Genomic DNA, 12,302 nt, shown 5'->3' with positions numbered 1-12,302 from the left:
TGTTTGACCCGTCGCCGTCGCATCCTGGGGTTGTGGCGGCGCTCGATGTATTCGAACACATCGGACCGGGCGGCATCGAGTGTGGGATACGTTGTGCGATAGATCCGCTCGCGCTTGAGCAATCCGAAAAAGCCCTCGCAGGCTGCATTGTCGCCACAATGCCCCACCGCACTCATCGAGCAAAGCAGGCCATTGGCGGCCAGGTAGCCCTGGTAATCGCCGCTACGAAATTGACTGCCGCGGTCGGAGTGCAGGATCAGCGGATGCCGCTCCTGCCGTTGCCAAACCGCCATCTGCACCGCTCTGATCACCATCTGCCGGTCCTGCCGATGATGCATGGACCAGCCCACAATGCGCTGATCAAACAGATCCAGCACGACGCATAGATACAGCTTGGCCTGCTGGGTCTTGATCTCGGTGATGTCGGTCACCTACTTGGTTTCCGGCTCCAAGGCGCTGAAATCACGCTCCAGCAGGTTGCGCACGCCCGGCGGCGTCAGTGTCGGTTGAGCGCGCTGGCCACGCCGTTTCGGGCGTGGCCAGCCTTGAAGGCCTGCCAACGCCATCAGCCGGGCAACCCTATTTCGACTGGCTAACAACCCTTCCTCGACCAGATCCTCCTGCATGCGGCCGGCCCCCAGCGTGCCCCGGCTGTCCTGGTGCAGCGCATGGATACGGCTCAGCAAGCGCTCGTTGTCGTGCTGGCGGGCACTGGGCAGTCGCTTGCTCCAGTCGTAGTAGCCACTGGTCGACACCCGCAGGCAGCGGCACATCAGGCGAATCGGAAACTCATCGCGGCAACGTTCGATCACCTGATACCTCAGGATGATGCCTTGGCAAAGAACGTCGCCGCTTCTCGCAAAAAATCCCGCTCCTTGGTGACCCGGGCCAACTCGCGCTTGAGCCGGGCAACTTCCTCGTCACGCGGGCTACCGGTGCCAACAAAGGCGGCTTTTCCCACCGCCTGTGCCTCCCGCTTCCAGCGAGTCAGCAGGCTGTCACGGATGCCCAGCTCACGGGCCACCTGGGCGCAGCTGACACCGGGCCGACTGGCTTGCTCCACCGCGCCACGCTTGAACTCGGCACTGAACTTGCGACGCTTTGACATGAACACTCCTCATGGCCTCGATCGGCCTTCTTGTAAGTGTCCGTGAAAACGGGGGTGAACCCGGAGCATCAGTGCGGAGTTGGGAGCCGCCCTACCAGCCAGGTCGAGGCCACTTTGCTCCTCAATTGCTTGCCTCAAATGACTTGTTAGTAATATAACTAACAAGCCTACATCTAGCTCCAACTCACGACTATGGAGCGCCATACCAATGATGACTCTGCCTGCGATAGCTCTACCTGTCCGGGACGGCTTGCCATCCCTACACCTACCTGTTCTAGCCTCGACTGCAGCCTGCGGCTTTCCTAGCCCTGCCGAAGACTTCTTCCGGGAAGAGGACCGCTTGGATCTCAATGCCAAGCTGGTGCCTAACCCACCAGCTACGTTCCTTGTGCAGGCCGACTGCGGCGGGTCGATGGCCGATTTCGGTATCCACGACGGCGATCTCTTGGTTGTCGATCGTTCGATCAGCCCACGGCCTGGGCACACTGTCGTGGCTCTGTGGGAGGGCGGCTTCGTCTGCAAGAAGCTCTACATACGTAACAACTGCATGGTCCTGGCCAGCGGTAGCGGATATCCCTCCATCATCGTGCCAGAGGATGTCGAGCTGGAAATCTGGGGGGTGGTGCGCAGTTCCATCACCCAGCACCTCTGATCTCAACTCCTGATACATGAGCCCCGTACCGTGCCCGCATGCGCTACGGACTTATCGACGGCAACACCTTCTATGTCTCATGCGAGCGGGTCTTCGACCCCAAGCTGCGAGGCAAACCCACTGTTGTGCTTGGCAATGGCGATGGATGCTGTATAGCCCTGTCGCCAGAGGCGAAGGCCTTGGGATTGAAGATGGGTATGCCCATCTTCCAGGTCCCCAAGGACATCAGAAAGCAGGTCTTCGTCAGGTCAGCCAACTTCGCGCTGTACGGGGATCTGTCAGCCAGGATTGTGACGATTCTTCAGGATCTCTTCCCCAGGGTGGAGATCTATTCGATCGATGAAAATTTCGTCGGCCTGGAAGGCCTCAAAGACCCTGTTGCGGCCTGCATTGAGGCACGCGAACGTATCCTGCAATGGGTGGGCATTCCCTGCTGCGCTGGCCTGGGTGCCACACGCACCCTGGCCAAGGCAGGCAACAAGCTCGCCAAGGACCAGTCCAAGCGTGCCGTCCATGCGGGCTCCTTGGCCGTCTTCCATGCCACCGCACAGAACGTCAACGCTCTGGCCGTCGAGGATGTGTGGGGAGTGGGTAGGCGGTACGCCGAACGCCTGGCAGGCGAAGGGGTAAGAACTGCTGCAGATTTGGCCGCACTCCCCACCGACCATGTTCGTGCGCACTATGGGGTAGTTCTGGCCCGCACCCAAATGGAGCTGCGGGGAATTCCCTGCAGCGATCTGGAACTGGAAGAACCCGAACGCCAGCAACTGGTGGTCAGCCGTACTTTTGGTCGTGACGTGACCGACCCGATGGAGGCCCTGGCCACGTTCTGCAGCGTGGCCTGCGAGAAGTTACGCAAGCGAAGCCAAGCGGCAGGTGCACTGTGGGTCTGGCTGGACGGCAACCCCTTCAAGGGCGATTCGTTCCATGCCAGCAGAGCCGCACCCTTCCCCTTTCCTACGCAGGACACAGGGGAAGTCCTACGGACAGTGCGACGCCTGGCCAAGTCGATCATGGATCAGGCAGACCGTGGCCAAGGCATCCAGGCCTATAAACGTGGAGGTGTGGGTCTGACCAACTTGTTACAGGCTGAAGCCCGTCAGGCAGACCTCTTCGTTGGCCCTAACGAGAAAGCCGAACGCACCATGGCCGTGCTGGACCAGATCAATGCGAAGTTCGGCAGAGGCACTGTGGGAGTAGGCAACGTGGGCTGGCGAGTTGGTGGAGCAAGACCGGGAGAGCGACGCCATGGTGCAAACAATGCCCAATGGCGCCCCACGCTGCAGGCGTTGTCACCCAACTACACGACGAAGTGGAGCGACCTGCTTCGGGTTCGCTAGCTGTGATCTCTCAGTAGGTTGTTCATCCCGAACGCAACTGCAGACGCCGGGTTTGCAGCGTAGCTTCGACCATGGGTTCGTTTATCTGCCTTGTTCCGTCCCAGTAACATTACCTGTCGCCCGACAGCCTTCCCAGAAGCCGGAGCAGCCCAAGAACGGACCATTTCGCCCGTTCCTCGACTGGATGACGCCTCGTCTGCATGTAGGGCAATGGTCTCCCGCCTTGGTACCGGCCGGTAACCGCAGGGCTCGTTCTCTGGGCTGTGCTGGCGTGGCCGTACCTTGGTCTACCTTGCTTCGATTTCGTCACTACGGCTGGTTCGGATCCTCGAGCAGTTGCAGCGCGACCATGGGCTGCCGCAGGTGCTGCGCACCGACAATGGACCGGAATTCCTGGGCGAGGCTTTCGTGCAGTGGACCAAGGCCAACGGCATGGCCATCCAGTACATCCAGCCTGGCAAGCCCAACCAGAACGCCTACATCGAACGCTTCAACCGCACCTTCCGCGAGGAAGTGCTCGACCGCCACCTGTTCGCGCGCCTCGACGACGTGCGCGAGGCCGCCCACTGGTGGATGCTCGAGTACAACGAGCATCGACCCCACGACTCACTCGGCGACCTCACGCCCGTCGAGTACCGCAAACACGTCGCCAAAAGTTCTATTTTTGAAGTGTCTACTTGCCGGGGAAGCTTACGCAATTGGCCAGAAACCGGCGGGTTATTACATTCGTTCGCAGATCAAAACATTGGATTTGACGATGGCACACATTAATATTGAATCCAAAATTTAAATGCTTTACCAACAAAGAAGGTTGAATGATGACCAAGAGGCTCACGGAGCAGAGCAAGTTCGAGAAAGATAAGTCAGTATTCGACTTCAGGGCAAGTGAGGAAACAAGCACCCTCGGAAGCCTTATAAATGAGCTCAACGCTCAGTACATCAAGAAAGGTGGCGAGCCGATAGCAGCAAGAGATCTACGGAGGACGCTCGATTTCCTAGAACAAGCTATTGATGTCAAGGTAAAAGACAGTACCCAAAGGGTGCCTTTCTCGACTTTAAAAACCATCAAGCTGCTTTATGTGACAGACGCTAATAGCGGAAAGCATCTACTTAATTTAATTGCTCCGCCAAGCGAGGGCGAAGCGACGATGGAGTTCAGCACAGGCACGACCATACCACGAGACAAGAATGCCGCAGCAATAATTAATTTACTTACGAACAATTTATCCATAGAAGTTGACCCCGCGAAGCTGAGGCTCTTCTACAACATGCTTGGCAACAAGGAGCTACACACCTCAGCGGAAAAACTTCTGTTACATTCCGAGCGCGCCAACGATGAAGCAAGACATATCCTAACGAGCTCAATACGCGGCGATGACTATACACTTGCTTGCGCGTATACCAAGCTTTCAAAGCTTTTGAATTCATTAGGCGTGCGTCGAAATTCAGATTTGAAAACACATGCGCATGAAGCTCTATTCATATATTTAGAAACGCTAGCATTCCGACACTTCGTCCATCACTATCCACTACACCTTAATGAAACCCGAATCAAAAAAGAAATCGGGCAAACTAAGGAAATCATGGAGAAATTCTTTCGAATATTGCGCAAGGAAGCCAACGCCCACCATTCCCCTTCGACGAAGATTTTCTCTATCAACAATTTTCACCATCTAGTCTTTGGCTGGCCTAAGGAAGTTGCAGCCTTGGTGAAGGCTGCCACCGGCTTTGACACATCACCGTTACTATTGAAGAAAAATACAGTCAGGTCCAGAGCACTTCTGACCTCACATGCCTACCGCTCATTCGACTGCTGTGATCCCGATGCCCAGGTCATCTCCATTCATGACATCGTGGCTGCATTGTGCTCGTTCCGGTATCAGCAAGAGGCAGGTGATGACTACAAGCCGTATTGGCACGGACAAAGTGAACAAGGAAAGGATCCACAGAGGCTCTATGACAAGGGATTTAGGAAGAACGATCCCCATCAGCACCAGGGCGTTATTCAGATCTACCTTAATCGATTCTATGAGTTCCAAGCATCATTCCAAGGAACAACGCAGAGCCATCACGCCTGGATGCAGCTCCAGATTTCTCGTCTAAGGGCCTACTTCCGCCTAGTTGAGGTCAACGACATTGTCGGCTTTGTCACGGGTGTGATAGCGATGAACTACGTCTGCATGGATATGGCCAAGGACATCGCGATCAAACACCTGAATCACGATAAATAAATTTTAACTGAATATACCCTTATCTCTATGGAGATGGAAAACGCAGTCCGATAGCACAGAACATAAATTAACTGATGCATCGGATAGAGAGAGAAAGAGCACGCGCACTTACCCTTTCTTCTGAACTATTAAGTTTATGCAACAACTCATCTCCACAGTGGCCGTCGAGAATTCCCTCGACGGCCTTTTTTATTCCTCATGGAGAAAGGGTGATACATCAATGGCAAGCTTCCACTACAGCATCAAAAGCGGCAAGAAAGGAAGTGCTCGCAGGCACGCCAACTACATCGAGAGACAGGGATCACATAGTGACAAGAAAGACCTTGTCCATACAGGACACGGGAACATGCCGGAATGGGCGGACAACGATCCGAAACATTTCTGGAGCATTGCTGACAAGCATGAGCGCGCCAATGGAGCAGTCTACCGTGAGCATGAAATCGCACTACCGAGTGAGCTCAGCACCCAACTACAGACCGAACTTGCCGAACGGCTCGCAAAGAACCTGGCAGGAATTAAACCGTACCAGTACGCGCTCCATGCACCTGAAGGAAAACTCGGTGGCGATCCGAACCCGCACATCCATCTGATGTGCTCGGACAGACTGCCTGATGGCATCCCCCGTACACCTGAACAGACCTTCGCCCGCTACAACGCCAAGAACCCTTCCGCAGGCGGATGCCGCAAGGATAGTGGCGGAAAGAGCCCAATGGAGTTGAAGCAGCAGGTGACTGCACAGCGAAAGCTTGTAGCGGACACCCAGAATCAGTTCCTTGCTGAGAACGGATACTCCGCCCGTGTAGACCACCGCAGCTTGCGCGACCAGGGCATTACCAGGTCACCGGAGCGCCACCTCGGCCAACGCTTCGTCAAGGAGATGGCAGATGCAGAGAAGTCACAGTATGCTCAATGCCGTAAAGAAGCGCAGGTAGCTTCAGTCACTTAAAACCGGGTAGAGGCCAGTACCTCACCCAGTGATTATGCGACAAAGTCGCAGAATCGCAATGGCACCTACTGACCACAGCAAAAAAGCCCCGGCCTATCGCCGGGGCTCCCTTGGTATAAAGACCGCTTACAGCGCCCTCCGATCGAAGTAGTTATTCATCAAGAGCAGATACGTCCTCTTGTCCCGGTACCCACTGCAGATCTGAATTGCTCCCTGGCCTTCAAGAACCGAGATAGCTGCATTCAGCCTTGCTCGGTCACGTACAGGTCCACAGCGCAAAATCTGATTCTTAGGTGCGTATGTATCGGAATAACGCCCCTGCCACCACCGCGTGAAGAGATAACTATCCAGTGCTTGGGCATCAACTTGGTCCTGAGCCATCACGAACGCAGGCGAGAACAGATGCTTGTACTCATCAACATGCCACCGAACGATGTCGAAGGCACGATTGATCGTATCGAGGGTGATGTCACCGCCCTCTCCACTGAAGTACTGCATCGATGCAGCGAGTCGTGCCACGATCTCCATGATCTTTGCCGCGAAGTCATTGATATCACTCAAGTACTCCCCGTCGCGCAGCAGAGACTCAGTTTCTGATGCCAACTCTACCCAGCGTGCCCTAGCATCGATGGAGAAGCACACCACTTCACGAGCAATGGCGCCCGAGGCTGACCGCTCCTTGTACTTGAACAACAGCTCCGCGATTCGCTCATGGAATGCCGGCAAATGCTCCCACACCGGTTCTACGTCCTCGATTCGCCGGTAGCCCATCATGGAGCGAGGCCACGCAACCAAATAGCGTGCCCAGTGTCCACTCCCCTTTGCAACAGAGCCTCGCCTATTGAGGAACTGCTTGAACGGTTCGTACTGGGTCATGATGCTCACAGAAACGCGCGGATTCATCGCAATCAGATGCTCGTTCTCCGCACGATCCAACGGCATCATTCCTGGCGAATCCCAGAGACGATTGAGCAGGCCCACATTCGCCATTGCTTCGCTCTTGAACAGCATGTGACCTTCATCAGTCGTGATGGCGATCGATTCACCATCACCCTGCACAGCTTCCATGATGGCCTTGGCCGTTATGTCTTGCCTGAGGAAGCAACGAAGGCGAGGCTGCAGAGGCTTCTTTTCTGCATACTCCTTCAGCTGTGCCTCCAGTGCTTCCACAGACTTACCACCGGCAACCGTTTTACTGATCGCGCTCTTCAGGCCCTTCATCTTGGCCATCCAGAGTCCAAGCTCGATCTCATAAGACTCTGACTGCTGCTTGAACGCAGTCATCGCCTTCGTATCTGCATCGCGGAAAGGTGCCTGCAGCAGCTCGAACACCGTCGACTTGCGCTCACCTGACTCAGCCACAAGCATCAAGTTCTGCGTTACGGGCCTGATCTGGCCCGTCGGCAACTTGACATCAATCAGCCCCTGGCATGCCATCGAGATGGCATTGATGAGACCCATGCCAACCATGGCATCAGGAACCTGCACGTTGCGGAAGAGCTCAAGACCAGCCTCACGCGCAATGTGATGGAAGCTTTCCAGGGGATATTTGGGGGCATAACGCTGCCAATGGGTAGTCATCATGCATCCTCCTCTGCCGCGCCAAACGCGGTCTGCTCTTCAGCCTCGACCAACAGATGGCCACAGCTCTGGCACCGAGCAGCATCGCCCTCCGCATGGCGACGAGCACGCTCCTCCTTGAGCAGCTTTCGGAACTGAATCAGGTTCAGCTCATGCTTGTACGCAGCATTGAACTGATCTACCAAGACCTTCTTGCGCATCTTCCTTGCTATGTGCTCTTCCAGGATCGGATAGGCCTCCCTGAAATCCTGCTCAAGCTTGTTCTTCCCCTTGGACAACTGCTCACCCAGAGCGTGCGTGAGTGCGTCAAGCGGCGAGGTGTGGCTCACGAAATTAGTCATCATCACTTCGCCTCCTTCGCACGGCGGAACTTGACGGCACGCCCTTCAGCCCATGCCATGGCCTCATGCGTCCAGTAGAACTTCGGGGACAGTTCGCTGTCATAAAGCGGAATGCCCTTCGGGAAGTCCGGATCGGACTTCATGAGTTCGTAGGCCTTGCTCCTGCTGACACGCAGCAGCTTGATCAGCTCCTTCAAGCGCAGCGTCGGGCTATCCGGCCAGCCGGCCTTGCATTCCGTCTGGTTCACATTGGACAAAGTCGGGCTCTTGTCCGCGCCGTGGCGCAGGCCATTCATCTTGTGCTGCATGTTGACTCCTAAACGTTGTGAAAGTACGTGTGTAGGAAAACGGCCGGTTCCTGACTGGAGCCGTGCTCCAGTGGAGGAGATTTCAACCGAACAGGTCTCCCTGAGCCATGCAAAAAAAATCAAGATTTGATCTGGTCACTACCCGTAACCGCACGAATGTACTCATTTCATAAAAAAATCATGTACTTACAAAGCCAGGGAGCTTTCGCTCCCTGGCATGTCTCGTCCTTTGCGCCCACAAACCGGTCCGTTCCATCCGATGTCCGCTCAGGACCTGAACTGCCTCTTGTCCGTACCTGATACAGATCCGTACCGGTACTGCTCTCCTACGACACCAACCGAGACGCTTGCGCTTCCAGTCTGTCCTTGAGACTTCCGTTCGCAGGACCCTGTTCAACCTCGCCGTGACCTGACGGATAGAACTCCTCGACCACAGCCGGCACGTCCTCATCCAAGTCCTCGAAGGCCCCGTTAGCGAAGCCCTGTCTCGCCGCCTCATCCAGGGCCGCTTGGTCGATGCCCGCTGCAGCTCTTGTTGCGTGTCGCTCAACCGCCTCTGCGACAGCCTGTTCGAGCGTCAGCCCGCTCCGAACCACCAGATCGACGTAGTAGATCGCTGATCGATAGCTCATCGTCGTGGACTTGCCCCGCAGCTTCAGCTCGAGCGGCAGACAAGACAGCCGGCCACCTGACACTGCACTGAGGTAGTGCAGCCGTGCTGCCAGTGTGCGGATGGTGTTGTAGGAGGTGGTGCGCAGAACAAAGCTGCCCATCGCATCCCCCTCCCCGTCCCCAATGACCACATTCAAGCGGGCATAGGCTTTGCAGCCACCACTGGCAAACTGGCACCCATCCGGACCAGGACAGGGCAACGTCTCCATGCCTTCAGGGCCAGCTCGCCGGCAGGTGTCTCCGTTGCCTACACACAGCGGTCTTCCGTTCTCGCGATTGAACAGCGAGTAGTCAGCCCGGAGGTTCAGGGTTGGATCGTCGAAGAGCAGGCGCACTGGAATAGACCTCAGCTTGTTACCGTCCGATGCCTGCCGCAATTCCTCATCCAACGGGTGCAGCACCCAGCCCCCCCGGTTCTGTACCTGGCTGGTGAGGGTGAACTGATCGTCCTTCTCAGGTAGCCGCTTGCCATTGCGCTCTACTACCCGGCCAATGGAAATACGCCCAATCACGGGCGGCGTTATGGCCAGTCCCTTCAGCATGATGTGACCTCTTTGATCGTGGTGTTGATCCGGAATCGGCGCGATCCCGGACGGACTACCGTGTAGGCCGCAGCGATCTCCGGGTGCTCGGCTGCGAGCCGCTTGGTATCCAGTAACGTGCCATCCTTGCTACGGCGGTAGATGACTTCTCCCAGTGAACCGAACCGGGCAATGGAAGCGTCCCCCATAGCTTGCTGCAGCGTCTGCTTGAGCAGTTCTACCTGCTGTTCCTGCTCGGCAACTGCCTCAGTGAACGAGACCAGGTTGGTGAAGGTCTCGACCAATTCCGGGTCCTGACTGAAATCGACAACGGTGTCCTTGCCTGGGTACAAGCTCCGCAGCGCCCTGGCCGCTGACTCCGAGCCATCGGCTGGTGGCTCAATGTCATTGATGACGTGCTCCCAGAACCGCGCCTCCAATACCACCAAGCGGCTGATGATCTCTTCGTCTCGCTCAATACGGTGGATCCTCAGCGCCTGGCCACACAGCAGCACTGCCACATCTGCTGCCTGCTTCCCCGTCACTGCCAACTGATGCTGTACCTGCAGCTGCACGTACTCGGGAACCCCGTCTTTCCACAACCGAGAGCCGAACTCCCCTGCTGTCTTGCACTCAAGGATTTGGGCCCCCGGGGAACCAATTACCTCTCGATCGAGGTTGGCCAGCATGTGCGGAAAGGTCGGGTGCTGCAGAACGGCGTTGACCCGGCGTACCCGGTTCCCCGTGCGCTCCTGGTAGGCCGTGGCCACCATGGGTTCGAGCAGGGATCCCCAGTACCGGGGATCCTCTTGTCCAGGGGGGATCTCTTCCATTGGCTTGCGGCCCGTCTTCTCCTGCCACAGCTCCAGCTGGCTCTTGTAAGGGTTCAACCCCACGGCGGTGGCGGCATCCGAACTACCGATGCCGCCATTGCGGACCTCCAGCCACTGCTGGCGATCCAGTGAACGCGTATCAACCAAACGCAACGCGGTGTGCTTGCTCATTGGCAATCTCCAGAATAAAAAAGGCCGCCTTGATGGGCGGCCTTGGTCAGGTCTTTCATTTCAAGCTATCGATGTGGGCAAGATGGATGAGCGAAGCGACAGCACTGCTCGCTGCAGGTCTGTCAGACCATGCCTTGAGAGGCCATCGAGACCACCTCATGAGTGGTTACGACGAAGTGGTCCAACAGCCTCACGTCCACGGTGTCCAAGGCAGCCTTCAGCCGCGCCGTGACTGCCCGATCTGACGCAGATGGCTGCAAGCTACCGCTTGGATGGTTGTGAGCCATGAGTACCGTCGATGCATTGTGGGCAAGTGCCCTCTGAACCACGATCCGAGGATGGACCTCCGCTGCATCAATCGTCCCTGAGAAAAGCCGCTCAACTGCGATGAGCTGGAACTGCGTGTTGAGAAAGGCGACCTCGAAATGCTCGCGGTCTTCGCCCCCCAGACGTAGCCGGAAGAACAATGCACCCTGGGTTGCTCCTCCCAGCACCTCCCCTGGCAACGATGCCCGTTTCTGCAGGATCTGCAGCGCCCTCGCAATCGTCCTGTCCTCACGTACCCGGATCCTGCTCTCCTCCTCATTGGATCCGGCCCCTGATGTGGTCATGTGATAGGCCTGCGCTTCCATCAGGCCACCAACTTCATCACTTCATCCCACGCGCGCTGCTTGAGCTGAGCTCCAGCACCGAACCATGCCGCATCACGGCGGTGATCATCGCTACGGGCTCGTCGGTGGTGGTCAACGTACTCCGTGACGCTGTTGAGTACGCCCCAAGCCGTTGCACGGCTGGAAGGCAACAACGCGCCACGACCGCCGCCCTCATACAGAGCACGGACACTGGCCAGCGCCTGCTCGTTGACGACCTCAGCGGTGGTGCCCTGGCCTTGGTAGGTAAGCACCCGTCGCAACAGACCATCGACCGTATCGGGGTCAACTGGACGGTCACAGAGGGCTTTCATGCGAGACACGAAGTTGTCCCAGGTCGAGACGGTGATCCCCAACTGGCGCTTCACAGCATCCGGGTCGAACTGACTACGATGCGGGACTTTGATGGCTCCGCTGCTGTCCCCCAGAGCGATCTGCAAGGTGTTGTTGCACACCACGCGCACCGAGGTGAACTGCGCCGTGGTGGCCAACGTGCCGTCACAGGCAGTAGCAAGCAAAAGATAGCCATCCACCCGGTCACGCCCCTTCAGCGAAGTGCTCTGGCCCGTCCGAGCCATGGCCCAGAACTTCTTGCCACCCTTGAGCACCCCCGCCGTCTCCAGTTCAAAGCCACTGTGCTGCGTCAGATCACGGTAGAACTCCAGGATCTCTCCCGGCTGGACAACCTTGAACCGCTTGGAGACGACAGCCAGCGGCTCCCTGGTATCGGAGCGATAAAGCACCTTCTGCTCCGGGAATGAGTGAATGGCACCGATGGCATTGCTACCCGTGATGAAACGGACCTCGGAGTCCTCGATCTGCCAATCCATGCCTGCCTGACGCTTCCAGACCTCAATGGGCTGGTGCTGTTCAAGCTTATTGCCCAGACCATGCCACGGCTTAGCACCCGCATAAGCCATTGTTTCAACCAGATGCATCGTATTTTCC

Annotated in this window: 11 protein-coding genes and 2 pseudogenes; 5 read left to right on the top strand and 8 right to left on the bottom strand. The window is 56.9% G+C overall.

Going from position 1 to position 12,302, the window contains the following annotated elements; all coding sequences use genetic code 11:
- Positions 1-1,108, bottom strand: a pseudogene (locus tag ABB25_RS12410) (IS3 family transposase); the annotation flags it as partial.
- Between the two features lie 208 nt (positions 1,109-1,316).
- On the opposite strand from ABB25_RS12410, the gene ABB25_RS12400 reads away from it, so the two are divergent.
- The 5 genes and pseudogenes from ABB25_RS12400 to ABB25_RS12380 all read left to right on the top strand — a co-directional run bounded on the left by ABB25_RS12400 (position 1,317) and on the right by ABB25_RS12380 (position 6,277).
- Positions 1,317-1,760 (top strand): LexA family protein, encoded by a 444-nt coding sequence (locus ABB25_RS12400; RefSeq protein ID WP_057667240.1) that lies wholly within the window; start codon positions 1,317-1,319, stop codon positions 1,758-1,760.
- Between the two features lie 38 nt (positions 1,761-1,798).
- Positions 1,799-3,100 carry a Y-family DNA polymerase gene (locus ABB25_RS12395; protein ID WP_057667238.1) on the top strand — a complete coding sequence of 434 codons (1,302 nt, stop codon included), beginning with the start codon at positions 1,799-1,801 and terminating at the stop codon, positions 3,098-3,100.
- 297 nt (positions 3,101-3,397) lie between these two features.
- A pseudogene (locus ABB25_RS12390) lies at positions 3,398-3,778 on the top strand (transposase); the annotation flags it as partial.
- A gap of 140 nt (positions 3,779-3,918) precedes the next feature.
- The gene (locus tag ABB25_RS14630) at positions 3,919-5,331 is read left to right on the top strand and encodes a hypothetical protein (protein WP_152981215.1); all 1,413 of its coding nucleotides are present in this window, start codon (positions 3,919-3,921) and stop codon (positions 5,329-5,331) included.
- A 136-nt stretch (positions 5,332-5,467) separates the two neighbouring features.
- Positions 5,468-6,277, top strand: a complete 810-nt coding sequence (locus tag ABB25_RS12380) for a MobA/MobL family protein (RefSeq protein ID WP_244477820.1) — start codon at positions 5,468-5,470, stop codon at positions 6,275-6,277.
- A gap of 126 nt (positions 6,278-6,403) precedes the next feature.
- On the opposite strand, the gene ABB25_RS12375 is transcribed toward ABB25_RS12380, so the two are convergent.
- The 7 genes from ABB25_RS12375 to ABB25_RS12345 form a co-directional block, all read right to left on the bottom strand.
- Positions 6,404-7,858, bottom strand: a complete 1,455-nt coding sequence (locus ABB25_RS12375; protein WP_057667235.1) for a YfjI family protein — start codon at positions 7,856-7,858, stop codon at positions 6,404-6,406.
- Positions 7,858-8,202 (bottom strand): hypothetical protein, encoded by a 345-nt coding sequence (locus tag ABB25_RS12370; protein ID WP_057636513.1) that lies wholly within the window; start codon positions 8,200-8,202, stop codon positions 7,858-7,860. Before ABB25_RS12370 ends, ABB25_RS12375 begins: the two co-directional genes overlap by 1 nt.
- Positions 8,202-8,507: a helix-turn-helix transcriptional regulator gene (locus ABB25_RS12365; protein ID WP_057636511.1), complete on the bottom strand. Its 306-nt coding sequence runs from the start codon at positions 8,505-8,507 to the stop codon at positions 8,202-8,204. Before ABB25_RS12365 ends, ABB25_RS12370 begins: the two co-directional genes overlap by 1 nt.
- Positions 8,508-8,833: 326 nt before the next feature.
- On the bottom strand, positions 8,834-9,721 hold the full coding sequence (locus ABB25_RS12360; RefSeq protein WP_057667233.1) for a recombination directionality factor: 888 nt from the start codon (positions 9,719-9,721) through the stop codon (positions 8,834-8,836).
- Positions 9,715-10,704 (bottom strand): YqaJ viral recombinase family nuclease, encoded by a 990-nt coding sequence (locus ABB25_RS12355; protein ID WP_057667230.1) that lies wholly within the window; start codon positions 10,702-10,704, stop codon positions 9,715-9,717. The genes ABB25_RS12360 and ABB25_RS12355 overlap by 7 nt, the downstream gene beginning before the upstream one ends.
- 122 nt (positions 10,705-10,826) lie before the next feature.
- On the bottom strand, positions 10,827-11,336 hold the full coding sequence (locus ABB25_RS12350) for a JAB domain-containing protein (RefSeq protein ID WP_425477333.1): 510 nt from the start codon (positions 11,334-11,336) through the stop codon (positions 10,827-10,829).
- Positions 11,336-12,292, bottom strand: coding sequence for a DUF932 domain-containing protein (locus tag ABB25_RS12345; protein ID WP_057667228.1), 957 nt, complete (start codon positions 12,290-12,292; stop codon positions 11,336-11,338). Before ABB25_RS12345 ends, ABB25_RS12350 begins: the two co-directional genes overlap by 1 nt.
- Positions 12,293-12,302: the final 10 nt, after the last annotated feature.

The sequence above is a fragment of the Stenotrophomonas koreensis genome, from assembly GCF_001431525.1.
Lineage (GTDB): Bacteria > Pseudomonadota > Gammaproteobacteria > Xanthomonadales > Xanthomonadaceae > Stenotrophomonas > Stenotrophomonas koreensis.
The sequence above is the reverse complement of the archived record's forward strand: the minus strand, read 5'-3'. Positions and strand labels throughout refer to the sequence as shown.

What these genes read in the sequence shown, in the direction of transcription:
- ABB25_RS12400 (WP_057667240.1), top strand. Translation starts at nt 1,317, where the DNA reads ATGATGACTCTGCCTGCGATAGCTCTACCTGTCCGGGACGGCTTGCCA.
- ABB25_RS12395 (WP_057667238.1), top strand. Translation starts at nt 1,799, where the DNA reads ATGCGCTACGGACTTATCGACGGCAACACCTTCTATGTCTCATGCGAG.
- ABB25_RS14630 (WP_152981215.1), top strand. Translation starts at nt 3,919, where the DNA reads ATGACCAAGAGGCTCACGGAGCAGAGCAAGTTCGAGAAAGATAAGTCA.
- ABB25_RS12380 (WP_244477820.1), top strand. Translation starts at nt 5,468, where the DNA reads ATGCAACAACTCATCTCCACAGTGGCCGTCGAGAATTCCCTCGACGGC.
- ABB25_RS12375 (WP_057667235.1), bottom strand. Translation starts at nt 7,858, where the DNA reads ATGACTACCCATTGGCAGCGTTATGCCCCCAAATATCCCCTGGAAAGC.
- ABB25_RS12370 (WP_057636513.1), bottom strand. Translation starts at nt 8,202, where the DNA reads ATGATGACTAATTTCGTGAGCCACACCTCGCCGCTTGACGCACTCACG.
- ABB25_RS12365 (WP_057636511.1), bottom strand. Translation starts at nt 8,507, where the DNA reads ATGCAGCACAAGATGAATGGCCTGCGCCACGGCGCGGACAAGAGCCCG.
- ABB25_RS12360 (WP_057667233.1), bottom strand. Translation starts at nt 9,721, where the DNA reads ATGCTGAAGGGACTGGCCATAACGCCGCCCGTGATTGGGCGTATTTCC.
- ABB25_RS12355 (WP_057667230.1), bottom strand. Translation starts at nt 10,704, where the DNA reads ATGAGCAAGCACACCGCGTTGCGTTTGGTTGATACGCGTTCACTGGAT.
- ABB25_RS12350 (WP_425477333.1), bottom strand. Translation starts at nt 11,336, where the DNA reads ATGGAAGCGCAGGCCTATCACATGACCACATCAGGGGCCGGATCCAAT.
- ABB25_RS12345 (WP_057667228.1), bottom strand. Translation starts at nt 12,292, where the DNA reads ATGCATCTGGTTGAAACAATGGCTTATGCGGGTGCTAAGCCGTGGCAT.